The organism is Halomonas dongshanensis (assembly GCF_024790395.1).
Classification (GTDB): Bacteria; Pseudomonadota; Gammaproteobacteria; order Pseudomonadales; family Halomonadaceae; genus Vreelandella; species Vreelandella dongshanensis.
In genome coordinates this window covers 64,092-89,304 of the sequence record NZ_JAJISC010000001.1, presented here as the reverse complement: position 1 = coordinate 89,304, position 25,213 = coordinate 64,092, and the positions used below count along the sequence as shown (strand labels likewise).

The 25,213-nt window shown below is 60.8% G+C and carries 26 protein-coding genes; 9 read left to right on the top strand and 17 right to left on the bottom strand.

The window, feature by feature from the left end; translation table 11 throughout:
* Nucleotides 1–23: 23 nt before the first annotated feature.
* The 17 genes from atpD to argC form a co-directional block, all read right to left on the bottom strand.
* Nucleotides 24–1,400 (bottom strand): F0F1 ATP synthase subunit beta, encoded by a 1,377-nt coding sequence (gene atpD / locus LLY24_RS00435; RefSeq protein ID WP_259034296.1) that lies wholly within the window; start codon nt 1,398–1,400, stop codon nt 24–26.
* A gap of 68 nt (nt 1,401–1,468) precedes the next feature.
* Nucleotides 1,469–2,353, bottom strand: coding sequence for a F0F1 ATP synthase subunit gamma (gene atpG, locus LLY24_RS00430; RefSeq protein WP_259034295.1), 885 nt, complete (start codon nt 2,351–2,353; stop codon nt 1,469–1,471).
* A 67-nt stretch (nt 2,354–2,420) separates the two neighbouring features.
* Nucleotides 2,421–3,965: a F0F1 ATP synthase subunit alpha gene (gene atpA, locus LLY24_RS00425; RefSeq protein ID WP_259034294.1), complete on the bottom strand. Its 1,545-nt coding sequence runs from the start codon at nt 3,963–3,965 to the stop codon at nt 2,421–2,423.
* 16 nt (nt 3,966–3,981) lie between these two features.
* Nucleotides 3,982–4,518, bottom strand: coding sequence for a F0F1 ATP synthase subunit delta (locus LLY24_RS00420; protein ID WP_259034293.1), 537 nt, complete (start codon nt 4,516–4,518; stop codon nt 3,982–3,984).
* A gap of 11 nt (nt 4,519–4,529) precedes the next feature.
* A complete protein-coding gene (locus LLY24_RS00415) occupies nt 4,530–5,000 on the bottom strand; it encodes a F0F1 ATP synthase subunit B (protein WP_259034292.1) in 471 nt (156 codons plus the stop codon).
* Nucleotides 5,001–5,075: 75 nt separating this feature from the next.
* The gene (gene atpE / locus LLY24_RS00410; RefSeq protein ID WP_259034291.1) at nt 5,076–5,303 is read right to left on the bottom strand and encodes a F0F1 ATP synthase subunit C; all 228 of its coding nucleotides are present in this window, start codon (nt 5,301–5,303) and stop codon (nt 5,076–5,078) included.
* Nucleotides 5,304–5,371: 68 nt separating this feature from the next.
* Nucleotides 5,372–6,199, bottom strand: a complete 828-nt coding sequence (gene atpB / locus LLY24_RS00405) for a F0F1 ATP synthase subunit A (RefSeq protein WP_259034290.1) — start codon at nt 6,197–6,199, stop codon at nt 5,372–5,374.
* 11 nt (nt 6,200–6,210) lie between these two features.
* Nucleotides 6,211–6,558 carry an ATP synthase subunit I gene (locus tag LLY24_RS00400; RefSeq protein ID WP_259034878.1) on the bottom strand — a complete coding sequence of 116 codons (348 nt, stop codon included), beginning with the start codon at nt 6,556–6,558 and terminating at the stop codon, nt 6,211–6,213.
* Nucleotides 6,559–6,795: 237 nt separating this feature from the next.
* Nucleotides 6,796–7,719, bottom strand: coding sequence for a ParB/RepB/Spo0J family partition protein (locus LLY24_RS00395; protein ID WP_259034289.1), 924 nt, complete (start codon nt 7,717–7,719; stop codon nt 6,796–6,798).
* 16 nt (nt 7,720–7,735) lie between these two features.
* On the bottom strand, nt 7,736–8,503 hold the full coding sequence (locus LLY24_RS00390; RefSeq protein WP_259034288.1) for a ParA family protein: 768 nt from the start codon (nt 8,501–8,503) through the stop codon (nt 7,736–7,738).
* A complete protein-coding gene (gene rsmG / locus LLY24_RS00385) occupies nt 8,504–9,157 on the bottom strand; it encodes a 16S rRNA (guanine(527)-N(7))-methyltransferase RsmG (protein ID WP_259034287.1) in 654 nt (217 codons plus the stop codon).
* Entirely contained in the window at nt 9,154–11,058 is a 1,905-nt protein-coding gene (mnmG, locus tag LLY24_RS00380) for a tRNA uridine-5-carboxymethylaminomethyl(34) synthesis enzyme MnmG (protein WP_259034286.1), read from the bottom strand. Before mnmG ends, rsmG begins: the two co-directional genes overlap by 4 nt.
* A 553-nt stretch (nt 11,059–11,611) precedes the next feature.
* Entirely contained in the window at nt 11,612–12,385 is a 774-nt protein-coding gene (locus LLY24_RS00375; protein ID WP_267135153.1) for an amino acid ABC transporter ATP-binding protein, read from the bottom strand.
* A gap of 9 nt (nt 12,386–12,394) precedes the next feature.
* The gene (locus LLY24_RS00370) at nt 12,395–13,066 is read right to left on the bottom strand and encodes an amino acid ABC transporter permease (RefSeq protein ID WP_259034285.1); all 672 of its coding nucleotides are present in this window, start codon (nt 13,064–13,066) and stop codon (nt 12,395–12,397) included.
* A gap of 118 nt (nt 13,067–13,184) precedes the next feature.
* Complete coding sequence (locus LLY24_RS00365; RefSeq protein ID WP_259034284.1) at nt 13,185–13,991, bottom strand: transporter substrate-binding domain-containing protein; 807 nt, start codon at nt 13,989–13,991, stop codon at nt 13,185–13,187.
* Nucleotides 13,992–14,131: 140 nt separating this feature from the next.
* Complete coding sequence (erpA, locus tag LLY24_RS00360) at nt 14,132–14,485, bottom strand: iron-sulfur cluster insertion protein ErpA (protein ID WP_259034283.1); 354 nt, start codon at nt 14,483–14,485, stop codon at nt 14,132–14,134.
* Nucleotides 14,486–14,683: 198 nt separating this feature from the next.
* Nucleotides 14,684–15,718: an N-acetyl-gamma-glutamyl-phosphate reductase gene (argC, locus tag LLY24_RS00355; protein WP_259034282.1), complete on the bottom strand. Its 1,035-nt coding sequence runs from the start codon at nt 15,716–15,718 to the stop codon at nt 14,684–14,686.
* 149 nt (nt 15,719–15,867) lie between these two features.
* On the opposite strand from argC, the gene LLY24_RS00350 reads away from it, so the two are divergent.
* The 9 genes from LLY24_RS00350 to LLY24_RS00310 all read left to right on the top strand — a co-directional run bounded on the left by LLY24_RS00350 (nt 15,868) and on the right by LLY24_RS00310 (nt 25,144).
* Nucleotides 15,868–17,700 carry a chloride channel protein gene (locus LLY24_RS00350; RefSeq protein ID WP_259034281.1) on the top strand — a complete coding sequence of 611 codons (1,833 nt, stop codon included), beginning with the start codon at nt 15,868–15,870 and terminating at the stop codon, nt 17,698–17,700.
* A gap of 9 nt (nt 17,701–17,709) precedes the next feature.
* Nucleotides 17,710–18,141 carry a protoporphyrinogen oxidase HemJ gene (gene hemJ, locus LLY24_RS00345; protein WP_259034280.1) on the top strand — a complete coding sequence of 144 codons (432 nt, stop codon included), beginning with the start codon at nt 17,710–17,712 and terminating at the stop codon, nt 18,139–18,141.
* A gap of 11 nt (nt 18,142–18,152) precedes the next feature.
* Nucleotides 18,153–18,980, top strand: coding sequence for a bifunctional hydroxymethylpyrimidine kinase/phosphomethylpyrimidine kinase (gene thiD / locus LLY24_RS00340; RefSeq protein WP_259034876.1), 828 nt, complete (start codon nt 18,153–18,155; stop codon nt 18,978–18,980).
* 14 nt (nt 18,981–18,994) lie between these two features.
* Nucleotides 18,995–20,275 (top strand): glutamate-1-semialdehyde 2,1-aminomutase, encoded by a 1,281-nt coding sequence (gene hemL / locus LLY24_RS00335; protein WP_259034279.1) that lies wholly within the window; start codon nt 18,995–18,997, stop codon nt 20,273–20,275.
* Nucleotides 20,276–20,481: 206 nt separating this feature from the next.
* Nucleotides 20,482–21,090: an RdgB/HAM1 family non-canonical purine NTP pyrophosphatase gene (gene rdgB, locus LLY24_RS00330; protein WP_259034278.1), complete on the top strand. Its 609-nt coding sequence runs from the start codon at nt 20,482–20,484 to the stop codon at nt 21,088–21,090.
* Entirely contained in the window at nt 21,083–22,264 is a 1,182-nt protein-coding gene (gene hemW / locus LLY24_RS00325; protein WP_259034277.1) for a radical SAM family heme chaperone HemW, read from the top strand. Before rdgB ends, hemW begins: the two co-directional genes overlap by 8 nt.
* A 21-nt stretch (nt 22,265–22,285) precedes the next feature.
* On the top strand, nt 22,286–22,969 hold the full coding sequence (locus tag LLY24_RS00320) for a YiaD family glycine zipper/OmpA-like lipoprotein (protein ID WP_259034276.1): 684 nt from the start codon (nt 22,286–22,288) through the stop codon (nt 22,967–22,969).
* 88 nt (nt 22,970–23,057) lie between these two features.
* A complete protein-coding gene (locus tag LLY24_RS00315; RefSeq protein ID WP_259034875.1) occupies nt 23,058–23,921 on the top strand; it encodes a 23S rRNA (adenine(2030)-N(6))-methyltransferase RlmJ in 864 nt (287 codons plus the stop codon).
* A 113-nt stretch (nt 23,922–24,034) separates the two neighbouring features.
* Nucleotides 24,035–25,144 carry a cobalamin-independent methionine synthase II family protein gene (locus tag LLY24_RS00310; protein ID WP_259034275.1) on the top strand — a complete coding sequence of 370 codons (1,110 nt, stop codon included), beginning with the start codon at nt 24,035–24,037 and terminating at the stop codon, nt 25,142–25,144.
* The last annotated feature ends 69 nt before the right edge of the window (nt 25,145–25,213 follow it).

The following is a 25,213-nucleotide window of genomic DNA, read 5'->3' as shown; positions in this document are numbered from 1 at the left end:
GCGAATCCCCCTGATGGCCGGGATTACTTCATCTGGTTGGCTTTCTCGACGGCTTCGTCGATAGTGCCGACCATGTAGAAGGCCTGCTCCGGCATGTCGTCGTATTCGCCGGACAAAATGCCCTGGAAACCACGGATGGTTTCCTTCAGCGAGACGTACTTGCCCGGTGCACCGGTGAAGACCTCGGCCACGAAGAACGGCTGCGACAAGAAGCGCTGGATCTTACGCGCGCGGGCCACGGTGAGCTTGTCCTCATCGGAGAGCTCGTCCATGCCCAGGATCGCGATGATGTCCTTGAGCTCTTTGTAGCGCTGCAGCACGCCCTGAACGCCACGCGCGGTGTCGTAGTGCTCTTCGCCGACGACCAGCGGATCGAGCTGACGCGAGGTCGAGTCGAGCGGGTCGATGGCCGGGTAGATACCCAACTCGGCGATAGAGCGCGCCAGTACTACCGTCGCATCCAGGTGCGAGAAGGTGGTGGCCGGTGACGGGTCGGTCAGGTCGTCCGCGGGTACGTAGACCGCCTGCACGGAGGTGATCGAGCCGTTCTTGGTGGAGGTGATACGCTCCTGCAGAACGCCCATCTCCTCGGCCAGGGTCGGCTGATAACCTACCGCTGACGGCATACGGCCCAGAAGTGCCGATACCTCGGTGCCCGCCAGGGTGTAGCGGTAGATGTTGTCGACGAACAGCAGAACGTCGCGGCCTTCGTCGCGGAACTTCTCGGCGATGGTAAGGCCGGTCAGCGCTACGCGCAGACGGTTACCGGGCGGCTCGTTCATCTGACCGTAAACCAGCGCTACCTTGTCGATGACGTTGGATTCGGTCATCTCGTGGTAGAAGTCGTTACCCTCACGGGTACGCTCGCCCACGCCCGCGAACACGGAGTAACCGCTGTGCTCGGTGGCGATGTTACGAATCAGTTCCATCATGTTGACGGTCTTGCCCACGCCAGCGCCGCCGAACAAGCCCACCTTACCGCCTTTAGCGAACGGGCAGACCAGGTCGATGACCTTGATGCCGGTTTCCAGCAGCTCGTTGGAAGCGGCTTGGTCGGCGTAGCTCGGCGCCTTGCGGTGGATCGGCATGCGCTCGGTCTCACCGATGTCGCCTGCTTCGTCGATCGGCTGGCCGAGTACGTTCATGATCCGGCCCAGCGTCGCTGTACCGACCGGTACGGCGATCGCGTCGCCAGTGTTCACGCACTCCATGCCGCGCTTGAGCCCTTCGGTAGAGCCCATGGCGATGGTACGTACCACGCCGTCACCCAGCTGCTGCTGGACTTCGAGAACGGTCTCGGCATTGGAGACGTTCAGCGCGTCGTAGACCTTGGGCACGGAGTCCCGCGGAAACTCTACGTCAATCACCGCGCCGATGATTTGTACGATACGTCCGCTCATCTTGGTTCCTCTTAAAAACCTGCAAATGAAACCTGTCAGCCAGGGACCGCAGGACGATCCCTTCGGCGTTATACGGCAGCGGCGCCGCCGACGATTTCGGAAATTTCCTGGGTGATGGCGGCCTGACGGGCCTTGTTGTACACCATCTCCAGATCGTCGATCAGCCCACCTGCGTTGTCCGTCGCATTCTTCATCGCGATCATACGAGCGGCCTGCTCGCAGGCACCGTTTTCCACTACGGCCTGATAGACCTGCGATTCGATGAAGCGAACCAGCAGATTATCCAGCAACGCCTTGGCATCCGGCTCATACAGGTAGTCCCAGCTTCCGGGACGGGCGTTTTCTTCATCCTGCTCGTCGCCACCGATGTCCGTGGACAGGGGCAACAGCTGACGAACGACCGGCTTTTGCGTCATGGTGTTGACGAACTCGTTGTACACCACGAACAGACGATCGAGGCGTCCGTCGTCGTAGGCATCGAGCATGACCTTGACGCTACCGATCAAGTCGTCGACCTTGGGCGATTCGCCAAGGCCGCTCTTGGCCGCTACCAGGTTACCGCCATACTTTTTGAAGAAGCCGCCAGCCTTGCTGCCCAGAGCACAGAAATCGAGTTCTGCGCCCTGGTCGCGCCACTGGGCGGCGTTCTTGATGACGGCCTTGAACAGGTTGACGTTCAAGCCACCGCAGAGTCCACGGTCGGTGGAGACCACGATATAGCCGACCCGCTTCACCTCGTCACGCTCGACCATATAGTCGTGGCGGTATTCGGGGTTGGCATCGGCAATGTGGGCGACCACGTTGCGAATCTGCTTGGCGTAAGGCTGGCTGGCCTTCATCAGATCTTGCGCTTTACGCATTTTCGATGCAGCCACCATTTCCATGGCGCTGGTGATCTTCTGCGTATTTTTGATGCTCCCGATCTGGGTGCGTATCTCTTTTGCAGCTGCCATAGCGATCTACCTTTCGTTCGTGACTCTCAGAAAAGCATGCCGGCCCACCCGAAGGTGGGCCTGCGCCTTACCAGCTCTGAGTCGTCTTGAACTTCTCGAGACCCTCTTTGAGGCCCGACTGGATCTCGTCGTCGTAGCCGCCGGTCTGGTTGATCTTGTCGAGCAGCTCTGCGTATTCCGACTTCATGTAGTCGTGCAGGGCGCGCTCGAAGTCCAGTACCTTGCTGACATCGACGTCGTCCAGGAAGCCTTCGTTCGCGGCGTAGAGCGAAATGCCCATTTCCGCGACGGAGAGCGGCGAATACTGCTTCTGCTTCATCAGCTCAGTGACGCGCTGACCGTGCTCGAGCTGCTTGCGGGTCGCTTCGTCAAGATCGGAAGCGAACTGCGAGAAGGCTGCCAGCTCACGGTATTGCGCCAGTGCCAGACGGACGCCACCACCGAGTTTCTTGATGATCTTGGTCTGGGCCGCACCGCCTACCCGCGATACCGACAGACCCGCGTTGATCGCAGGACGGATACCGGAGTTGAACAGGTTGGTCTCGAGGAAGATCTGACCGTCGGTGATCGAGATCACGTTGGTGGGTACGAACGCAGAAACGTCGCCACCTTGGGTCTCGATGATCGGCAGCGCCGTCAGTGAGCCGGTCTTACCGGTCACTTCACCATTGGTGAACTTCTCGACGTAGTCGGCGTTGACGCGCGCGGCGCGCTCGAGCAGACGCGAGTGGAGATAGAAGACGTCACCCGGGTAGGCTTCACGGCCCGGCGGACGACGCAGCAGCAGAGACACCTGACGGTAGGCCACGGCTTGCTTTGAGAGATCGTCATAGACGATCAGCGCGTCTTCACCGCGATCGCGGAAGTACTCGCCCATGGTGCAGCCAGCGTAAGGCGCCAGGAACTGCATCGGGGCAGGATCGGCAGCGCCAGCGGCGACGACGATGGTATGCCCCATAGCGCCGTGCTCTTCGAGCTTGCGCACGACGTTGGCGATGGTCGACTGCTTCTGACCAATGGCCACGTAGACGCAGGTGACGCCCTTGCCTTTCTGGTTGATGATCGCATCGATAGCGATCGCCGACTTACCGATCTGGCGGTCGCCGATGATCAGCTCACGCTGACCGCGGCCGATCGGCACCATGGCGTCGATAGACTTCAAACCGGTCTGAATCGGCTCGTCGACCGACTGACGCGTGATGACGCCCGGCGCGACTTTCTCGACCGCGTCGGTCATTTTGGCTGCGATCTCGCCCTTGCCGTCGATGGGGTTACCCAGCGCATCGACTACGCGGCCGATGAGTTCAGGGCCCACCGGCACTTCGAGGATACGACCGGTACAGGTAGCGGTCATGCCCTCTTCGAGCTGGAGGTAGTCGCCCAGGACGACGGCGCCTACGGAGTCGCGCTCGAGGTTGAGCACCATACCGTAGATACTGCCGGGGAATTCAATCATTTCACCGAACATAGCGTCTTCGAGGCCGTGAATTTTCACGATGCCGTCAGAAACGCCGACGATGGTACCCTGATTGCGGGCTTCGGATGCGACGTCAAGCTTTTCGATACGCTGCTTGATGATGTCGCTGATCTCGGAAGGATTCAGTTGCTGCATGCCATGTCCCTCAGACTCAAGCGGTCAGCGCTTCGGATAGACGGGTCAAACGGCCACGCACCGAACCGTCGATGACGGTATCGCCGGCACGCAGGATGACGCCGCCGATGAGCGACTTGTCCACCTGAGTGGTAATGGAGATTTCGCGGTTCAGACGCTTTTTAAGCGCATTCGCAAGCTTGGTTTGCTGCTTGCTGTCCAGCTTGTAGGCCGAAACCACGGTGACGTCGATACGCTGTTCGTGCTCTGCGCGAAGGTGCTCGAAGTGAGTAGCGATGGCGCTCAGCGTCATCAAACGGCGCTGGTCGGCAAGTGTCGCTAGAAAACGCTTGAAACCGTCGTCGGCCTTATCGGCCAGAAGTTCGGTCAAAAGCTTAGTTTTCTGCTCAGCGGTCAGCTTGGCGCTACCCAGTCGTACGGCTACCTGGGGCTCCTTGACGATGGCACCGGCCCAAGCAAGCGACTCGGACCAGCTATCGAGCACCCCATGATCGCGCGCGTATTCGAACGCCGCTTTGGCGTAAGGACGAGCGACGGTGGATTGTTCCGCCATGGTTCACCTCCTTACAGTTCAGCAGCCAGCTTATCGAGCAGCTCGCGATGCGTTTTTTCGTCGACGGAGGCTTCGAGGACGCGCTCGGCGCCGACGATGGCCAGATGAGACACCTGGGCACGCAGCTCGTCTTTCGCCCGATGGACTTCCTGCTCGATTTCGGCGCGCGCGCCAGCAATCAGACGCTCGCCTTCGGCGCGCGCTTCAACGCGGGCTTCCTCGACGATCTGAGCAGCGCGACGATTGGCCTGCTCGAGAATCTGCGATGCCTGCTCTTTGCTTTCGCGCAGGGTTTGTGATGCCTGCTCCTGAGCGAGTTCGAGATCACGCGTCGCACGGCTCGCCGCATCCAGGCCGTCAGCAATTTTCTTCTGACGCTCGTGGAGCGCGTTGCTGATCGGCGGCCACACATACTTTATGCAAAACCAGACAAAGATCGCGAAGGCGATCGTCTGCCCGATTAGCGTCATGTTGATATTCACAGGGATGTACCTCTGACAAGTTCGTGGCGACCGGAGTGAAACAATACCGAGCGGCAAGCACTCGGTAGTGCGTCATTAACCGGCGACAACGAAGATCAGGTACATCGCGATACCGACACCGATCATCGGCACGGCGTCGAGCAGACCGGCCATGATGAAGGTTTTGGTCTGCAGTTGGTCACCCAGCTCCGGCTGACGCGCGGTGGATTCGAGCAGTTTGCCGCCGAGGATGGCGAAGCCGATGCCAGTAGCCAGTGCGCCCATACCGATGATGATGGCAGCTGCGATGTAGACCATTTCCATGATGTTGCTCCTGAGTTCAAGTATTGGTTAAGGGTTGAGGGTTGATGGAATCGTTAGCGTTGCTTGGTTCAGTGGTGCTCGTGAGCGGCGCTCAGGTACACCACGGTCAGCGTGGTGAAAATGAAGGCCTGCAGTGTCACCACCAGAATGTGGAAAATGGCCCACGGCACGTCGAGCAGCCAGATGGCCCAGAACGGTAACAGGGCGATCAGAATGAAGATGACCTCACCGGCGAACATGTTACCGAATAGACGCATGGCCAGGCTGAAGGGCTTCACCAGCAGCGAGACGATCTCGAGCAGTAGGTTGAAGGGAATCAGCAGCCAGTGGTTGAACGGCGTTAGCGAAAGCTCGCGGGCAAAACCACCGACACCCTTGACCTTGACGCTGTAGAAGATGATCAGCATGAACACACCGAGCGCCATGCCAAGCGTGGCGTTGACGTCCGTAGTGGGGACGATCTTCATGTAATCGACGCCGAGCTTGGCAAACAGCACGGGGAAGTAGTCGACCGGAATGATTTTCAAGCTGTTCATCAACAATATCCAGATGAACAGCGTCAGCGCCAGCGGCGCGATGTTCTTGTTTTGACCGTGGAACGTAGAGCGGGTCAGGTTCTCGATGAACTCGATGACCATTTCGACGCCGTTTTGCAAACCGCCCGGCACGCCAGTGGTTGCCATCTTGCCGGCCTTGCGAAAGAGCCACAGAAACAGAACGCCCATGGCGATCGACCAGCCCATGGTGTCGAGATGGATCGCCCAGAACCCCATTTCGGTCGCCTCGGCAGAGGTCGACGCCAGCGACCAGCCATTGACCGGATGATGACCAAAGGTCAGGTTCTGTAAGTGGTGCTGGATATAGTAAGTCGCGGAGACTTCATTTCCTGCTGCCATGGGCATCTACCTCAATTGATTGCGCGATGTTCCGGCATGAGCCAAGGAATCAGCCAATGCGTGGAGAGAATCGCGACATAAGCGATGAAAAACAAAGCGGGGTTTGAAGGGGGCGCTAGGCTCAGCACCACTACGAACAGTGCCACCGTCAAACCAAACTTACCGAGTTCGGCGCCGAACAACTTCTGTGCGCTGCGCACTCTACGTTGGCTGGATCTCAACCAGCCCATACGGGCGACGAAGAAGGCGTGGGGGAGGATGGCCACCAGCATTCCCGTCAACACGGAAACAGCACCTGCACGCGCGCCGAGCAAATAGCCGATCAGCGCGCCCACCGCCATCATACAGAATTGAATCACGGCCAACCGTTGAACCAGTACCCGGCGTCTAGAGACTTCCATTCGTCGCATAGTGGTCTTGGTGGCGTAAAAGTGATGGCGTGGGGTCGATATTCGACGCCTGCGTAAATCTTGCGGGATTATAGGGAAGCGCTATCACACCTTCAACCGAAGTTGCACCGATTTTGGCTCTAACGCGCTTCTCCTGCGACCAAAGCGCTAAAACTTGTCGCTATCGTGGCGATTTTGAATAGCCTGCTACTTAATGTGCGCCAAAATGCCGTCCAACTCGTCGAGGCTGGTGTAGCGAATGGTTAGCTTGCCTTTGCCACGCGGGGAGTGATCGATGGAAACGGGCGCCCCGAGCACTTCCGCCAGCCGCGTTTCGAGGCGAGCGATGTCGGCTCCCTTGTTGACGCGTTCGGCGCTTTTTACTGCAGTGGGTTCGCTTTGCAGTTTCTTCACCAGCGCTTCGGTAGCACGCACGGTGAGGTCGTTGTTGACCACTTCATGGGCAATTTTGCGCTGCTGGCCGGGCGAAAGCGTGAGCAGCGCCCGGGCGTGGCCCATATCCAAATCACCGCGCTCGAGGAGTGTCTGCACTTCGGGGTCGAGCGCCAGCAAGCGCAGCAGGTTGGCCACCTGGGTGCGCGATTTGCCTACGGCATCGGCAATCTGCTGCTGAGTGAGTTCGAACTCTTCGCCCAGGCGCTTGAGCGCCAGCGCCTCTTCGATGGCATTGAGGTTCTCGCGCTGGATGTTCTCGATCAACGCCAGCGCCAGCGCAACGTCGTCACTGACTTCGCGGATCACCGCTGGAATGACGTCGAGCTCGGCGAGCTGAGCGGCGCGCCAGCGGCGCTCCCCGGCGATGATCTCGAAGCGCTGCTCGCCTACAGGGCGCACGACGATGGGCTGCATGACGCCCTGGGCGCGAATCGAGTCGGCCAGTTCTTCTAGCGCTTCGGGTTGAATGTCGCGGCGCGGCTGGTACTTACCGCGAGTAAGCTGGCCCAGGGGCAAACGCTCCAAACGCTCCTCGGGTTCGCTGGCAGCAGCGGCCTGCGCCTGCGAAGCGGTAGGCTCGGTGGGGTTTCCCGCTAGTTCCAGAGTGTCTCGGCGGCGGGCTCCCGCCCCGATCAGGGCATCCAGGCCACGTCCCAGCGCGCGTTTACGCGTCATTCGCTTTCCCTCGTGATTACAGCGCCAAGCGGCGAATCATCTCTTTGGCCAGCACGCGGTACGCCTGGCTGCCTCGTGAAAAACGCGCGTACTGAGTTACCGGCACGCCGTGGCTCGGCGCCTCGGCTACCTTCACGTTACGCGGAATGGTGGTCTTGAGAAGTGCATCGCCGAAGTAGTCGCGCAGTTGCTTGTCGACTTCGCGGGTGAGGCTCGTGCGCTTGTCGTACATGGTACGCAGGATGCCGCTCACCCCAAGCTCGGCGTTCACGCTCTGCTTGATCTGTTCGATGGTGTCGAGCAGCGCCGAGAGCCCTTCGAGGGCGTAGAACTCGCACTGCAGCGGAATCAGCACGCCGTTGGCGGCGGTCAGGGCGTTGACGGTGAGCATGTTCAACGACGGCGGGCAGTCGATCAGAATGACGTCGTAGTCGCCCGCCACGCTCGCCAGCGCCTGTGCAAGGCGGCTCTGGCGCTCATCGCTGTCTAACAGTTCGACCTCGGCGGCGGTCAGATCGCCGTTGCCTGGCAGCACGTCGAACTTGACCGGCAGATCACGCGCGATGGCATCCGCTGCCGACGCCTCACCCAGAAGCACGTCGAGCACGCTGACCTCGAGCGCGTGCTTGTCGATACCGCTACCCATGCTGGCGTGGCCCTGGGGGTCTAGATCCACCAGTAGCACGCGCCGGTCGAGCCCGGCCAGGCTCGCCGCCAGGTTGACGGCGGAGGTGGTCTTGCCCACGCCGCCTTTCTGATTGGTCAGGGCAATGATCTGGGTCACTTACTCCGCTCCTTCTGGCATCGGTAGGGGGGTCAGCCGCAGTAGCTGTCGCTCGGCATGATCGCCCGGTACGTAAAGCGTATGGCGCGCTGCGATACGCACGTCGCTTGGCACGTCGCGCAGCTCCTCATCGGCGCCGGGGCCCTTCATCGCCAGCCACTCGCCGTCGGGGCGTACCAGCGTACGGGTCAGGGTGACGAAGTCGCCAAGGCTTGCGAAGGCGCGCGAAATCACTTGCTCGAAAGGCGCTACGTCGAAGGCTTCGACGCGGGCCTGGGTCGGTTCGACGTTGTCGAGCCCAAGCTCCATTACCGCTTGGCGCTGAAAACGCACCTTCTTGCCGTTGCTGTCGAGCAGCGTGACCTTGAGCTGCGGCGCCAAAATCGCCAGCACCAACCCCGGAAACCCAGGGCCCGCACCAACGTCGAGTAGACGCGGGCCGCGCACGTAAGGCAGCACGGCGGCGCTATCGAGCACGTGACGGGACACCATCTCGACGGGATCGCGCACTGCGGTGAGGTTATAAGCCCGGTTCCACTTGTGCAACAGGGCAACGAGTCCGAGTAGGCGTTCACGCTGCGCACCATCGGCTTCGATTTCAAGCGCGGCAAGCCCGTGATCGAGCCGTTTGGCCACCTCGGCAGGCAAGCTCATCCGTTGGCTACCTCGGCGTTGGCGATCAACCGGCGCTTTTTCAAATGAATCAGCAAAATCGACACCGCCGCTGGCGTCACACCAGAGATACGGCTGGCCTGGGCCAGGGTCTCGGGCCGGGCTTCGCCAAGTTTCTGGCGAATCTCATGGGAGAGCCCTTCGACCTTGAGGTAATCGAGATCCGCAGGCAGCGGCATGGCTTCGTGGCGCTTGAGCTTGTCGATCTCTTCCTGCTGTCGGTCGATATAGCCCTGGTATTTTGCCTGGATCTGCACCTGCTCGGCGACCGCTTCGTCTTCGACCCAGTGGCCTTCGAGCCCCGGCAGCGCGGCGATGTCGGCATACACGAGTTCGGGGCGCTTGAGCAGATCAGCGAGGCGATACTCGCGGCCTAGCGTCTTGCCGGTTTTCTCGGCAATGCGCTTGGCCGCAGGGCTTTCAGGCTGCACCCAGGTGCTCTCTAGGCGCGTACGCTCTTTGTCGATCGCTTCACGCTTGGTGGCAAACGCCGCCCAGCGGGTATCGTCGATGAGCCCTAGCGCGCGACCGGTTTCGGTCAGGCGCAAATCGGCGTTGTCTTCGCGCAGCAGCAGGCGATACTCCGCCCGCGAAGTGAACATGCGGTAGGGCTCTTTGGTGCCGAGCGTGATCAGGTCATCGACCAGCACGCCCAGATAGGCCTCATCGCGCCGGGGCGCCCAGGCCTCGAGCGACTTGGCGCGGCGGGCAGCGTTGAGTCCGGCCAGAAGCCCTTGAGCGCCAGCCTCCTCGTAGCCTGTCGTGCCGTTGATTTGGCCGGCAAAAAAGAGGTTGTGGATAAATTTGGTTTCCAACGAGTGCTTGAGATCGCGCGGATCGAAGAAATCGTACTCGATGGCGTATCCCGGCCGGGTGATATGGGCGTTTTCCAAGCCTTTGATCGAGCGCACCACCTGCAGTTGGACATCGAACGGCAGCGAAGTGGAGATCCCATTGGGGTAAAGCTCGTGGGTATCCAGACCCTCGGGCTCGATGAAGACCTGGTGGCTCGACTTATCGGCGAAGCGGTGCACCTTGTCTTCGATCGACGGGCAGTAGCGCGGGCCAACGCCTTCGATAACGCCGGAATACATCGGTGAGCGGTCGAGGTTGGCGAAGATGATCTCGTGAGTGCGCTCATTGGTGTGCGCGATATGGCAGCTCACCTGGCGCGGATGCATCTCGCGGCTACCTAAGTACGATATCACTGGCGTCGGCGTATCGCCCGGCTGCTCTTCGAGCTGACTAAAGTCGATGCTCTTGGCGTCCAAACGCGGCGGCGTTCCGGTCTTGAGTCTGTCAACGCGAAACGGCAAGGCGCGCAGGCGCTCGGCCAGGGCGTTGGAGGGCGGGTCACCCGCGCGACCGCCGCGGCTCTGCTCGAGGCCAATATGGATGACGCCCCCCAGGAAGGTCCCGGTGCACAGCACGACGCTCTCGGCAAGAAAGCGAATGCCGGTTTCGGTGACGACCCCGCGCACGGTGTCGTTCTCGACGATGAGATCACCGGCGGCCTGCTGAAACAGCGTCAGGTTGGGCTGGTTTTCCAGCATGCCGCGAATGGCGGCTTTGTAACGTATGCGATCGGCCTGCGCGCGGGTGGCGCGTACCGCAGGGCCCTTACGGGCGTTGAGCACGCGAAACTGGATGCCACCCAAATCGGTTGCCAGCCCCATGGCTCCGCCCAGAGCATCGATCTCTTTGACCAAATGGCTCTTACCGATCCCGCCGATGGCGGGATTGCAGGACATCTGGCCGAGCGTCTCGATGTTGTGGGTGAGCAGCAGGGTTTGACAGCCCATGCGAGCAGAGGCCAGTGCGGCTTCGGTTCCCGCATGGCCACCGCCGATGACAATAACGTCAAAGCGGTCGGGGTAATTCAAAAGACACCTCGTCTTGCGCCTAGCGGCACGGATGGACGCCTACCTAAAGGCGCCGTTGAGCAACAGGGGTAAATAAGCCCGCCAGTATAAACCTCCTGTGGGTAACCGTCAGGTTTTTCCACACGGAGTTTTCACCACACTGATTAACAATCAATACATAAAAAAAGAATATAAAGAAGTTCTGTTGTTGTAGTGATTAATGGTGTGGACATTTTCTGTGGATATCCACACTAATTTTTTAATTATCAATATATTGGAGTATTGATAACTCTGCGTAAAAGCAGCCGATCAGCGTTTGACGAGCGGTGGTTTGCCTGTGGATGAAGTGGCGAGTTGTTCACAGCGGTTTCGTGCCCGGGGTTATCCACCTGCGCATACCGGGCTTGTCACCGCGACTGTGAACAACTCGATAGGTTATCCACGTCGTCATGAAACGTGTCCATGCCGGGGCTTTCAGCAAGGCGAGATGAAAATCCTAAAAATGATATCCACAGGCAAAAAAAAGCCCACCGCGAGGATGGGCCAAGAAAAAATAGCGGTTTGGAACGCTGATTTAGTGCTTGAGCACCCGGGCCAAGAAGCTCTTGGTGCGTTCGTGTTGAGGCGCGTCGAAGAGCTGTTCAGGGGGGCCTTGCTCGGTGATCTCGCCTTTATGGATATAGATGACGCGGTCGGCTACTTCGCGGGCGAAGCCCATTTCGTGGGTGACGATCACCATGGTCATACCCTCGCGCGCCAGCTCGCGCATGGCATCGAGCACCTCGCCGATCATCTCGGGGTCGAGCGCCGAGGTGGGCTCATCAAAGAGCATTAGCCGTGGCTCCATGGCCAACGCCCGAGCCAGCGCCACACGCTGCTGCTGACCGCCGGAGAGCTGGGTGGGCAGCTTTTGCGCTTGGTCGGCAATGCCGACACGGGTGAGTAGCCGCTTGGCGGTCGCCTCGGCCTCTTGACGGCTCTGACCGCGTACTTTCATTGGCGCCAGGGTGATGTTGTCGAGCACGCTCAGATGGGGAAAGAGATTGAACTGCTGAAAGACCATCCCCACCTCGGTGCGGATGGTCTGCAGCGCCTTGGTGCTCTTGCCTAGCGGCACGAGCCGGTTGCCATCGACATCGAGCATACCCGACTGGAACTCTTCGAGGCCGTTGATACAGCGAATCAAGGTTGACTTGCCCGAGCCACTGGCGCCGATGACTACGACGACCTCGCCGGGGGTGACACTAAGATCGATCTCCTTGAGTACGTGCAGGCTGCCAAAGTGCTTGTTGAGCTTGCGCATCTCGACGATGGGCTGGCCGTGGGTCGGCCGTTGAGGGGTATTCATTAGCACTCCTTATTGTCCGACCAGGCCTCTGCGCTCGAGTTGGCGCAGAACGATGGAGAGCGTCCAGGTAATGGCCAGGTAGAGCATGGCGACCATGAAATAGACCTCGAGCGCAGTGAAGGTGGTGGCGATGTAGATCTGCCCCTGACGCACCAGCTCACCCACGCCAATCACCGAGAACAGCGAGGTATCCTTGATGCTGATGATGCCCTGGTTACCCAGTGCCGGAATCATGCGCCGGAACGCTTGAGGCCAGATGACATAGGTGAAGGCCTGGGAGCGCGAGAGCCCTAGCGACAGCGAGGCTTCGCGCTGGCCGCGTTCGATCGACTGCACGCCGCCGCGCACGATCTCGGAGATATAGGCGCCGGAGTTGACCGCGATGGCGGCGATACCGGCGGCGAGGGCATTGATGGGACGATCGATCAGCTGTGGAAGACCGTAGAAGATGAACAGCACCTGAACCAGAATCGGCGTGCCGCGAAAGATCTCGATATAGAACAGTGCCGGAATGCTAAGCCAACGCGAGCGGCTGATACGCATCAAACCGAAGACGATACCGATGACGAAGCCGATGGCGAGTCCGCCGAACGAGATCAGAAGGGTCCAGGGGATACCGGGCAAGAGAAAGGGGATGGAGCGAAAAGCCGCCGCCCAGTCGAACTGAAAAGTGACGTCCACGAGACATCTCCAGAGTGAAAGCAGGACAAGAGCGCCCAGCGCAACAGGGCCGGGGGCAAAGCCACCCAGCCCTGAACGCTTAAAGCGCGCTGTTGAGTAGAGGTGTCAGAGTGAAAACTTAGTCGGCGCTGGGCGCTTCGCCGAACCACTTCTCGTAGATCTCGTCGTAGGTGCCGTCCTCGCGCATGCTGGCGAGCGCCTCGTTGACTGGCTCCACCCACTCGCTGCCCTTATGGAAAACGATGCCGTACTGCTGCCCCTCGTAGAGATCGCCCACCACTTTGGTGCGCCCTTCGCCGCGGGTTTGGGAGAAGTAGGCAACGTTGGGCGCATCATAAAAAACGGCATCGACGTTGCGCCCGAGCAGCGCCATGTACATATCCGAGGTGCCTGGGTAGGGCGTGATCTCGGCGTCTTCCCCTAGTTCCTGCTGAAGGAAGTCGTAGCTCGTCGAGCCGATCTTGGTACCTATCGTCAACCCGGCGAGATCTTCGAGGCTAGTCACTTCATCGTTGTTGCTGCGTACGATGATCCGCAGGCCCGAATCGTAGTAGGGGTCGGAGAAGTCGACGATCTCGGCGCGCTCGTCGGTGATGGTGATACCGGCAACGGCGATCTCCTGGTTGCCGGTCTGGATCGCCGGGATGATGCCGGAGAACTCCATCGTGGTCAGGTTGACCTCGAAACCGGCGCGCTCGGCGACTTCGTTGATGATGTCCATGTCGAAGCCGACCATTTCACCCGTTTCTGGGTCCATCATCTCGAAGGGAACGAAGCTTGGATCGGTGGCGACATTGACGGTTTGAGCCAGTGCCGACGTCGTACCCGCACCCAAGGCGAGGGCGAGCGTGACAGCGCTGAGCTGAGCAACACGAGAAGATGAGCGAGTGGGTAGGGCGTGAGTAGGCAGTGTTGTGATAGACATAAACGTAGTTTCCCCGATCTTTATGGCGCAGCGGCGTTAAAGAAAACGGTCGCATGGCGCTGTTATTGACCTTTTCAACCTTGGCGAGAAACCCGGCAGGCGTCAAGTCAGGAAGGGGTGGGGAATCAACGTTGGGACGCCTAGACCATGAAGGAAGCGCCGCAGCCGCAGGTCGTGGTGGCATTGGGGTTTTGCACGCGAAAGCGCGCCCCGGCAAGGCCCTCTTCGAAATCGACCGTAGAGCCAACGAGATATTGATACGACAGTGGATCGACCACGAGTGTCGCCCCGCCGAATTCGATCACGGTGTCGTCCTCGGCGACGCTATCGGCGAAGTCGAAACCGTATTGAAAACCGGAACAGCCGCCGCCGGTAACGTAGACACGCAGCTTTAGGGAGGCGTTGTTCTCCTCGGCCTTGAGTGCTTCGATGCGCTTGCGCGCGCTATCGGACAGCAGCAGCGGAGTGGGAACGAAGGATTCGGCACCGCTCATGAAGATCTCCCGCGGGCCCTGGCGTCAGCAGCATCGCCGCGTAAAAACCGGCGGCGACGCGCGATGAGCAAGGCCTAGATAAAGTGACATGGGGCACAATTATGGGTAATTCCCAGCAAAAGGGTCAACTATTGCCGGGAACTATCTATGAGAACTTATCTATTGGGTAGCTATCTGGCGACGCCGTAGCAGGGCTTGTTAGGGCATCAGCGCTGGCGCATTGAGCCCTGCCTTCTCATCGAAGCCGAACATCAGGTTGAGGTTCTGAATCGCTTGGCCCGAAGCGCCCTTGACCAGGTTATCGATCACCGAGAGTACCACCACGGTATCGCTGCCTTCGGGGCGATGCACCGCTAGGCGGCAGGTGTTGTTGCCCTTAACGCTGCGTGTTTCGGGGTGGCTACCGGCGGGCATGACATCGACGAAGGGCTCGTTTGCGTAGCGGTTTTCGAACAGTGCCTGCAGATCCCCGGCCTTGGCATCGAGCCGCGCGTAGAGCGTCGCGTGGATGCCGCGAATCATGGGCGCAAGGTGAGGCACGAAGGTGAGGCCCACCGGTGTGTCGTGCATGTCGTTGAGCCCCTGGCGAATTTCCGGCAGGTGGCGATGGCCAGAGGCGCCGTAGGCTTTGAACGATTCGCTGGCCTCGGCCAATAGCGAAGGCACTTTAGCGCCGCGCCCGGCACCGGTGACGCCAGACTTACAGTCGGCGATCAGCTGGCTTGCATCGACTAGCCCTGCTTCGAGCAGCGGTAAGAAGCCAAGCTGAACCGCCGTTGGGTAGCAGCCGGGAACGGCGATCAGGCGCGCGTTTTTGATCTTCTCGCGGTGCATCTCAGGAAGCCCATAGACGGCCTCGCCCAACAGCGCAGGGGCGCCGTGGGCCTGGTCGTACCAGCGGCTCCACTCAGTGGCATCGCGCAGGCGGAAATCCGCTGAGAGATCGATGACCCGGGTGCCGTTATCCAAAAGCTCTCCGGCCAGCGCGTGGGCGACGCCGTGGGGAGTGGCGAAGAACACCGCATCGAGCGCGCCGAGCGCGCGGGCATCGGGCTCGCTGAAGGCGAGGCGGTCATAGTGGCCGCGCAGGTTGGGGTACATGTCGCACACCTTCACGCCTGCTTCGGAGCGCGAAGTGATCGTCTCCACGCTGACGTCGGGGTGTTGGGCGAGTAGTCTAAGAAGCTCGACGCCGGTGTAACCGGTTCCGCCGACGATACCAACCTTGATCACGAACCACTCCTTGCGAATTTCGCGTTGATGACGGGACGACCCTGGGGCGATGATAGCGCGACGCTGCCTCTGCGGCGAGCCGTCGCCTGTCGTCTAGGATGGGGGTATGGTACACACGTATTACCACAACATGCCCAAGGAGCCCTGCCGTGGCGCGCTTTTCCCGCTCCGACTTCACCCTGGAAAGCTTTCGTCGCCAGTTGGCCAACGTCGATGCCCTGCCGCAGCTGTGCGTATTGGGGCTGATCTCGGGGGTGATCACCGGCGCGCTGATGGTGGCCTTTCGTCTGCTTTTGGAGCTCGGCGCCACTCTCTATATGCCGAACAACGATCCCGAGGCCTTCGAGGGGCTTGCTCCCTGGCTGCGGGCGCTCTTGCCGCTGGTGGCCGTTGCCATGGTAGGAGTGTTTCTCTACCGCCAGAAAAAAAGCGCGCGCAAGCTCGGCGTGGGCCACGTGATCGAGCGGCTCTCCTACCATCAGGGGCGGTTTCCCTTACGCAACTGGCTCAACCAGTGGTGGGTGGGCGTGGTATCGGTACTGGGTGGGCTCTCTGCCGGGCGCGAAGGCCCAGCCATTCACTTGGGCGCTGCGGCATCCAGCGGCCTGGGGCTCAAGCTACGCTTGCCCAACAACAGCCTGCGTGTGCTGGTCGCCTGCGGTACCGCAGCGGGCATTTCGGCGTCGTTCAATACGCCCTTGGCCGGGGTGATCTTCGCCATGGAAGTGGTGATGATGGAATATACCCTGATGAGCTTCATGCCGGTGATTCTGGCCTCCACCATGGGGGCGCTGGTCGCGCAGCTCGTTTACGGCAACGAGCCCGCCTTCCGAATTCCCGAAGTGGCTTTGGGGTCGCTCATCAATCTGCCCTGGATCGTCGTCACGGGGCTGATGATCGGGCTGTTAGCGGGGCTTTTCATCCATGTCTCGCAAAGCAAGTGGTTGACCTCGCGGCCGCTGTGGCTGCGGCTTTGCCTGGTGGGTATCGCCACCAGTGGCGTGGCTTTCTGGCTGCCCGAGGTGCAGGGGATTGGGTACGACAGCGCTGCCGCCGCGCTCAACAACCAGCTCGGCTTCCAACTACTGTTGGCCCTGGTGATCGCCAAGCTACTGCTAACGGCGCTGACCGTCGCTGGCGGCGTGCCCATCGGTATCATCGGCCCGGTTTTGGTGGTCGGCGCGGCGGCAGGAGCGCTGAACGGCCAGCTAGGCGGCTGGCTATGGCCGCAACACGCCGCCGACCCCGGTATCTACGCCATGCTCGGTATGGCGGCGATGATGGGCGCTGTACTTCAGGCGCCGCTAGCGGCGTTGATGGCTCTGCTCGAACTGACCCACTCGCCGAGTTTGATGCTGCCCGGCATGCTCACCGTGGTGGTGGCCTGCCTAACGGCACGCCAGCTTACCCACTGTGAGGGCTTTTTCGTCAGTTCGGTGCGCTATGGCCGCCATCCGCTGCAGCAGCCCTTGATGCAGGCGCTCTCGCGCGTGTCGGTACCGGCGGTGATGGAGCGCGGGCTTGCCCGCTGCGAGCGCGAGGTAACGGTCGCGCAGGCGCGGCGGCTGCTCGAGGGCAATCCGGTGTGGCTGCTCATCGAGCGCTCGAGCGAAGAGAAGCCCTTTATCGGCCTCAAGGCCGCCGATCTTGCCCGCTGGCTGCTCAAGTATGACGAACGCCAGAGCGAGAAAGAGGCCGAAGAGGATGCCAGCGCGCCGGATACCGCGAGCGAGACGCGCATCGACCTGCTCGAAATTCCAGGCGAGCGCTTGGAGATGGCGCCCATCGCCCTGCAGGCGACGCTTTCCGAGGCGTTCATTGCGCTGCAGGATCGCACCCTCGATGCACTCTACGTGATTCACGGCTATCGCCCGAAGCAGCAGCGAATTTCGGGTATCATCACCCGCGGCGCCATAGAGCGCTATTATCATTATGCCGACCCGCGCGATCTCGACGTGCAACGCAACAAGCCCCCCGTGTAAGGAGCCAGCATGTATTTATGGGCGAAAGCCATCCACCTGATGGCCGTGGTGACCTGGTTCGCCGCGCTGTTCTATTTGCCACGGCTGTTCGTTTATCACGCCCACGCCCGCGATCGCGACGATCAGCAGGCGATTGGCTATTTCGTCACGATGGAGCGCAAGCTCTATCGCGGCATCATGATGCCTTCGATGATCGTGGTGCTGCTCTTCGGCGGCTGGATGCTGTGGCTGGTGCCCGCCTGGCTTAGCCAGGGGTGGATGCACGCGAAGCTCTTGCTCATCGCGCTATTGATCGCCTATCACCATGTCTGCTTGATCTATCTCAAGCAGTTGGCGACCGGGCGCTGCCAGCGCAGTCATGTTTTCTTTCGCTGGTTCAACGAGCTGCCGGTAATCGTTCTGATCGGGGCGGTGATTCTGGCCGTGGTGAAACCCTTTTGAGTACGCGTCCCATGCCGCCGCTGGTGCTGGTCTTGGCGGGACACGACCCCACCGGCGGTGCGGGCCTAATCGCCGATAGCGAAACCATTGCCGCCTGCGGCGGCTGGGCGCTGACGGTGCCCACGGCGCTAACGGTGCAAAACGGCGTTGATGTGCGCCAAGTGATGCCGGTGGCGGCTGACGCCATGCGGGCGATGGTCGATGCCCTTGAAGCCGAGCCGATCGCCGCCATCAAGGTGGGGTTGGTGGCCGACCGCGCCACACTGTTGGCCGTAGTGGAGATCATTCGTCGTTTTCCCGGCGTGCCCGTGGTGGCCGACCCGGTGCTCAAGGCCGGTGGCGGCGCGACGCTGACTTCCGCCGAGCTTCATGCGCTCTACGTCGAGCGCCTGCTGCCCTGCGTGGATATTTTGACGCCCAACCGCTTCGAGCTGGCCCAACTGACCGCCACCACGCCCGGCGCAGACGACACCGCTCGGGCGGTGACGCTGATCTCCCATGGCTGCCAAGCGGTATTGGTGACCGGCACCGATGACCCGCTACCCGTGCGCTCCGAAACCGCTGCTGAGGCTGCTTACGTGGTGCATACGCTGCACTCGCCGGAGGCCACGCGGCAATGGCAGTGGCAGCGTTTGCCGGGGCAGTACCACGGCTCCGGCTGTACGCTGGCCTCGGCCATCGCCGCGCGCCTTGCCGTTGGTGAGCGCTTGCTTACCGCCTGCGAGCAGGCGCAGGCGTTCGCTTGGCAGAGCCTTGCCAAGGCGTACCGCCCCGAACGCGGCCAGTACCTGCCCAATCGCCTGCCTCGTTTGTCGAGGTGGCCAGATGAATCACCGTAACCGTTGAGGATGTTATGACCACCTCCGCTGAACTCTTCGATCTTGCCAGCCGCCATATTCCCGGTGGCGTCAACTCTCCGGTGCGCGCCTTCAAAGGGCTGCATCGTCCCCCCGTGTTCATGGAGCGCGCCCAGGGCGCCTACCTGTTCGACGTCGAAGGCAAGCGCTACGTCGACTACGTCGGCTCCTGGGGGCCGATGATCACCGGTCACGCCGATCAGGACGTGCTGGCGGCGGTACGCGCGCGCCTCGACAACGGCCTCTCCTTCGGTACGCCCACTGCCGTCGAGACCACCATGGCAGAGCTGATCTGCGAGATGATTCCCTCCATGGAGATGGTGCGCATGACCAGTTCCGGCACCGAGGCGACCATGTCGGCGATTCGCCTGGCCCGTGGCAGCACCGGCCGCGACAAGATCGTCAAGTTCGAGGGCAACTACCACGGCCACTCGGATTCGCTGCTGGTGAAGGCCGGTTCCGGCGCGCTGACCCACGGCGAGCCGAGCTCACCCGGCGTGCCGGCGGCACTGGCCGAACACACCGTGACGCTCTCCTATAACGACCCGGAAGGGGTGGAAGCGTGCTTTGCCGAGATCGGCGAGCAGATCGCCTGCATCATCGTCGAGCCGGTGGCCGGCAACATGAACTGCATTCCGCCTCAGCCTGGCTTCTTGGAGACGCTGCGCCGGGTGTGCGACGAGCACGGCAGCATCCTGATCTTCGACGAGGTGATGACCGGTTTTCGTGTGGCGCTCGGCGGTGCCCAGGCGCACTACGGCATTACTCCCGACCTTACGTGCCTTGGCAAGATCGTCGGCGGTGGAATGCCGGTGGGCGCCTTCGGCGGTAAGCGCGAGATCATGCAGAACATCTCGCCCATGGGGCCGATCTACCAAGCGGGCACGCTCTCGGGCAACCCCTTGGCCATGGCGGCAGGCATTACTCTGCTTGGCAAACTGCGCACGCCGGGCTTCCACGATGCCTTGAGCCAGCGTGTCGAAACGCTTTGCCATGGGCTTCAGGAGCGCGCCGACGCCGCGCGAGTGGCGATGATGACCCAGTCCGCTGGCGGTATGTTTGGGGTCTTCTTCACCTCCCAGCGCCGGGTCGATAACTTCGCCCAAGCGACCGCCTGCGATCCCGAGGCCTTCCGCCGCTTCTTCGGGGCGATGCTCGACCAAGGCGTCTATCTTGCACCCTCGGCGTTCGAGGCAGGCTTTATGTCCAGCGCCCATAGCGCCGAAGACATCCAGTTCACGCTGGATGCCGCCGAGAAAGCCTTCTCGCTGATGTAAGCATTCACTGGCGCTACGCAAGCCGTTGTTGCCAAGCGTTCGCCACACGTAAAGCCTTACCCCAGAGCCGCCTGCGTGCGGCTCTGGGTATTTTTAATACGCGGGATGTTTATTTGGGGTGTTTAAAGGGTGGTATGCGCAAGCGAGGTGCTTGCGAAAGCGGTAAGTGAACGTACACTTTCTGTTCTATCCACAGGAGAAACGCCATGACGGCCGAGAAAACCCTGGTGCTGGCCAGCGGCAACGCTGGAAAACTAAAAGAGTTCGATGGGCTGCTCAAGCCGCTGGGATTCGATGTGCGCCCCCAGGCGGATTTTGGCGTTCACGATGTCGAAGAGACTGGGCTCACCTTCGTCGAAAATGCCTTGCTAAAGGCGCGCGAAGCCAGTCGCGTCAGCGGCCTGCCAGCGCTTGCCGATGACTCCGGCCTCGAAGTAGACGCGCTCCACGGCGCGCCGGGTATCTATTCGGCGCGCTTTGCCGGTGAGCCCAAAAGCGACACGCGTAACAACGAAAAGCTGCTAACGGCGCTGGCGGACTGTGTCGAAGGCCAACGTAGCGGGCGCTACTGGTGCGTGCTGGTCTATCTGCGCCACCCCGACGATCCCGTGCCGGTCATCGTTCAGCGCAGCTGGGAGGGTGAGATTCTGGCGCATCCGCGCGGCGAGGGCGGCTTTGGTTACGACCCGCTGTTCTGGCTGCCCGATCAAAACATGAGTGTGGCCGAGCTTTCGGCTGAAACCAAGAATCGGCTTAGCCACCGCGGCCGCGCGCTACAGGGTCTTGTCGATCTACTCAAGGTGGCGCATGGCTAAGTCGTTGCCGCCGCTATCGTTGTATATCCACACCCCCTGGTGCGTACGCAAATGTCCTTATTGCGACTTCAACTCCCATGAGCCCCAGGGTAAGACGTTGCCAGAAACTGCCTACTTGGAGGCGCTGCTCGCTGATCTCGACGCCGATCTCACCTGGGCGGGAGAGCGCGAGCTCATCTCTATCTTCATTGGCGGCGGCACACCGAGTTTGCTCTCACCAGGGTTCTATCAGCGCCTAATGAAGGAAGTGAGCGCTCGCTTACATTTTTCGTCGGCTATCGAAATCACCATGGAGGCCAACCCAGGCACCACCGAGCAGGCGCGTTTCGAGGGCTATTGCGAGGCGGGAATCGATCGCCTCTCGCTGGGTATTCAGAGCTTTCAACCCGCCCAGCTCGAAGCCCTTGGGCGCATTCATGGTGGTGATGAGGCCATTAAGGCCGTGGGGCAGGCGCGTCGCGCCGGATTTAACAATATCAATATCGACCTGATGCACGGTTTACCGGGGCAAACGATGACGCTCGCGCTGGCCGATATCGATCAGGCGCTGGCGCTTTCGCCCGATCACCTCTCCTGGTATCAGCTTACCCTCGAGCCCAATACCGCCTTTCACTCTCAGCCGCCAACGCTGCCCGAAGAGGAGGCGCTGTGGGATATTCAGGAGCTGGGCCACGAGCGGCTGGAGAGCGCCGGCTTTACCCGCTACGAGATCTCCGCCTATGCAACCCCAGGTAAGCAGAGCCAACATAATCTCAACTACTGGCGGTTTGGAGATTACCTCGGCATCGGCGCCGGTGCCCATGCCAAGCTAAGCGTGCGGGATCCTTCGGGCGAGCTTGTGGTCCAACGCCTGTGGAAAACGCGTCAGCCCGAGGCGTATTTGCGGCGTGATAACGACCCGCGCGGTTTCGTGGCGGGCAAGCGCCAAGTGATGCCGGACGAGTTACCGCTTGAGTTCGCCATGAATGCGCTACGCCTCACCGATGGCGTGATAATGAGCGCTTGGGAGGCTCATACGGGCCTCGAGCGCAAGGTGCTCGAACCCCGCTTGGCGGCGGCGCGAGAAAAAGGACTTTTGATGGAAATGCCCGAAATCCTTCAAGCATCGCCTCAGGGTCTATTATTCTTGAACGAGTTGCTGGCGATGATCAGCGACGAAACGCCACAACGTTAACGATCCATCAAGGAGAGAGTGATGCGTATATCTCGACTCATGACCCCGCTGGCAGCGGCCATTTTGGTGGCAGGCTGCGCTACGTCGGACCCTTACGGCGGCCAGACACAGCGCTCGAGCACCGGTATGGGTACCGGGATCGGTGCAGCGATTGGGGCAGCAGCCGGTGCGCTTTCCGGTGATGGCAGCACCAGCCGTCGCGATCGCGCGCTGATCGGCGCAGCCGTAGGCGCGGCCGCTGGTGCTGGCGTGGGCGCCTACATGGATCGCCAGGAGAATCAGCTGCGTGAAAGCCTTCAGGGCTCGCGCATCGAGATCGACCGTCGCGGTGACGACATTGTGCTCAACATGCCGAGCAGCGTGACCTTCGGCTTCGACTCAGCCGACCTCACCCCCGATGCCCGCAGCGCGCTCAACGAGGTGGGTAACGTACTGGCGCAGTACACCGATACGCGCGTCAATATTGCCGGACATACCGACAGCGTAGGGAACGCCAACTACAACCAGGGTCTTTCCGAGCGACGCGCCCAGGCTGTAGGTAGCTACCTGAGCCAGCGCGGCGTGTCGTCTTCGCGCTTGGTCACTTCGGGCTATGGCGCCACCCAGCCGGTCGCAAGCAATGACAACGAACAGGGTCGCGCGCAAAACCGTCGCGTCGAGATTACTTTGACGCCGACCAACGCGGCGCAGAACTATCAGCCCTGATCCTTTTTGCTGACGTATCATGACAAAGCCCGCCAGCCTCGAGGCGGGCTTTTTTCATCGCTCGGTTTCATCTCCCTGGTGGCCTTTCATGCTCTCTTATCAGCACGCCTATCACGCCGGCAACTTTGCCGACGTGCACAAGCACATTACGCTTTACGCCATCCTTGATCACTTATTACGTAAAAAAACGGCCATTACATATATCGACACCCATGCCGGGCGCGGTCACTATCCGCTCGATGCTCCAGAGAGCCAACGCCTCAAGGAGCACCAAGGCGGGGTAATCAAGCTTTGGCAGCCCAAGGCGCGCCTACACGATGAGTTGAACCGCGATTGGCTCGCCGCCTTGGCGCTATCACAGCCAGCAACGTCAAAGTCTAGTCAAGGTGCACTCACTCACTATCCCGGCTCGCCCTGGTGGTTTAGCCACGCGCTGCGCGCTCAGGATGCGCTGACGCTGTTCGAGCTTCACCCCGGCGAGCACCGTCACCTGGGAGAGCAGCGCCTGCCCGCTAACGCGAAGCGTATCCACGCCGACGGGCTAGAGGGGCTTCGCAAGCGCCTGCCGGTAGCCACGCCGCGCCTATGTGTGCTGATCGACCCTAGCTACGAGCGCAAGAGCGAGTATCAGGAAGTGGCCGAGACGGTTGCCTTTACGCTTGCCAAAGCGCGCCACGCCGTCGTGGCAATTTGGTACCCGCTGCTACCTGCAGGACACCATCGCACCCTACTCGAGGCGCTCACGGCGAGCGGTATCAGCAAAATTTGGCGCAGCGAACTGATTCAGCGCCCACCGGGTACGCAGAGCCACGGCATGTACGCAAGCGGCATGCTGGTGATCAATCCACCCTGGGGGCTCGATGAACGGCTGGCGTCGGCCATGACAGAGCTGACGCCGCTATTGGGCGATGCGAGTCGCTATGAGGCCGAATGGTTAGTGGGAGAAGGTTGATAGCGCCGCTAACTATGAATTTTGCTCATGTTAACTTCAAAAATTATCGCTTTCATATGAATCGCTAATCCTGGAGCATAGCGTTCATTAGCTGACTAATTTGGGAGACACCTATGAGCTTGAATGCCGCCCCCTTTCGCGCTGACGTCGTCGGTAGCCTGCTGCGCCCGGATTCGATCAAGCAGGCGCGGTTGGCGCGTCAGGCCGGTGAGCTCGACGCGCAGGCGCTTCGCCGCGTCGAGGATGAGGCCATTCGTCACGCCGTTGAGAGCCAATGCCAGTGCGGCTTAAACGTAGTGACCGACGGTGAATTCCGTCGCGCTTGGTGGCACTTCGACTTCTTCGAAGGGCTCGAGGGTGTGGAAGGCTACGATGCCGACCAGGGCATTCAGTTCAACGGTGTGCAAACCAAGTCGCGCAGCGTGAAAGTGACGGGCAAGCTTGGCTTTGGCGAGCATCCCATGCTCGAGGATTTCAAGTATCTGGCTAGCATCTCAGGCAGTGCCATGCCCAAGATGACCATCCCAAGCCCCAGCGTGCTGCATTTTAGAAGCGGTCGCAAAGCCGTCAGCGCCGAGGTCTATCCAGACATCGACGACTTCTTCGATGACCTAGCCAAGGTTTATCAACAGGCAATCAAGGCGTTCTACGACGCGGGCTGCCGCTACCTTCAGCTCGACGATACCGTATGGGCCTATCTCTGCTCCGACGCCCAGCGCCAGCTCGTTATCGAGCGCGGCGAGGACCCGGACGTGCTGGCCAAGGCGTACGCTCGCACCATCAACAAGGCGCTCGAGGGTAAGCCCGATGATCTGGTCATCGGCATGCACGTATGTCGCGGCAACTTCCGCTCCACCTGGATCTCTGAGGGCGGCTATGAGCCGGTGGCAGAGCTGCTGTTTGGCTCGGTGGCCATCGACGCCTACTTCCTCGAATACGACACTGACCGCGCCGGTGATTTCGCTCCGCTGCGCTTCATCAAGCCGGGCCATCAGAAAGCGGTACTTGGGCTTGTGACCAGTAAGACTGGCGAGCTCGAAGACCCAGAGGCCATCAAGGCGCGCATTCATGAGGCGGCGCAGTACGTAAGCCTCGATCAGCTCTGTCTGAGCACCCAATGTGGGTTCGCCTCTACCGAAGAGGGTAACTCGCTGAGCGAAGCGCAGCAGAAAGCCAAGCTCGAACTCGTGGTGCAAGTCGCGCGCGACGTCTGGGGCGAATAGCGCGGATATCTTTGCTAGCCCACTGCTTTCGGCGGTGGGCTTTTTAATGTCCTGAATATGAGGATGAAC

Bases quoted from the DNA above. Each gene is read 5' to 3' on its own strand.
- atpD (WP_259034296.1), bottom strand. From the start codon at position 1,400: ATGAGCGGACGTATCGTACAAATCATCGGCGCGGTGATTGACGTAGAG.
- atpG (WP_259034295.1), bottom strand. From the start codon at position 2,353: ATGGCAGCTGCAAAAGAGATACGCACCCAGATCGGGAGCATCAAAAAT.
- atpA (WP_259034294.1), bottom strand. From the start codon at position 3,965: ATGCAGCAACTGAATCCTTCCGAGATCAGCGACATCATCAAGCAGCGT.
- LLY24_RS00420 (WP_259034293.1), bottom strand. From the start codon at position 4,518: ATGGCGGAACAATCCACCGTCGCTCGTCCTTACGCCAAAGCGGCGTTC.
- atpE (WP_259034291.1), bottom strand. From the start codon at position 5,303: ATGGAAATGGTCTACATCGCAGCTGCCATCATCATCGGTATGGGCGCA.
- atpB (WP_259034290.1), bottom strand. From the start codon at position 6,199: ATGGCAGCAGGAAATGAAGTCTCCGCGACTTACTATATCCAGCACCAC.
- LLY24_RS00395 (WP_259034289.1), bottom strand. From the start codon at position 7,719: ATGACGCGTAAACGCGCGCTGGGACGTGGCCTGGATGCCCTGATCGGG.
- rsmG (WP_259034287.1), bottom strand. From the start codon at position 9,157: ATGAGCTTGCCTGCCGAGGTGGCCAAACGGCTCGATCACGGGCTTGCC.
- LLY24_RS00375 (WP_267135153.1), bottom strand. From the start codon at position 12,385: ATGAATACCCCTCAACGGCCGACCCACGGCCAGCCCATCGTCGAGATG.
- LLY24_RS00365 (WP_259034284.1), bottom strand. From the start codon at position 13,991: ATGTCTATCACAACACTGCCTACTCACGCCCTACCCACTCGCTCATCT.
- erpA (WP_259034283.1), bottom strand. From the start codon at position 14,485: ATGAGCGGTGCCGAATCCTTCGTTCCCACTCCGCTGCTGCTGTCCGAT.
- hemJ (WP_259034280.1), top strand. From the start codon at position 17,710: ATGTATTTATGGGCGAAAGCCATCCACCTGATGGCCGTGGTGACCTGG.
- thiD (WP_259034876.1), top strand. From the start codon at position 18,153: ATGCCGCCGCTGGTGCTGGTCTTGGCGGGACACGACCCCACCGGCGGT.
- hemL (WP_259034279.1), top strand. From the start codon at position 18,995: ATGACCACCTCCGCTGAACTCTTCGATCTTGCCAGCCGCCATATTCCC.
- rdgB (WP_259034278.1), top strand. From the start codon at position 20,482: ATGACGGCCGAGAAAACCCTGGTGCTGGCCAGCGGCAACGCTGGAAAA.
- hemW (WP_259034277.1), top strand. From the start codon at position 21,083: ATGGCTAAGTCGTTGCCGCCGCTATCGTTGTATATCCACACCCCCTGG.
- LLY24_RS00320 (WP_259034276.1), top strand. From the start codon at position 22,286: ATGCGTATATCTCGACTCATGACCCCGCTGGCAGCGGCCATTTTGGTG.
- LLY24_RS00315 (WP_259034875.1), top strand. From the start codon at position 23,058: ATGCTCTCTTATCAGCACGCCTATCACGCCGGCAACTTTGCCGACGTG.
- LLY24_RS00310 (WP_259034275.1), top strand. From the start codon at position 24,035: ATGAGCTTGAATGCCGCCCCCTTTCGCGCTGACGTCGTCGGTAGCCTG.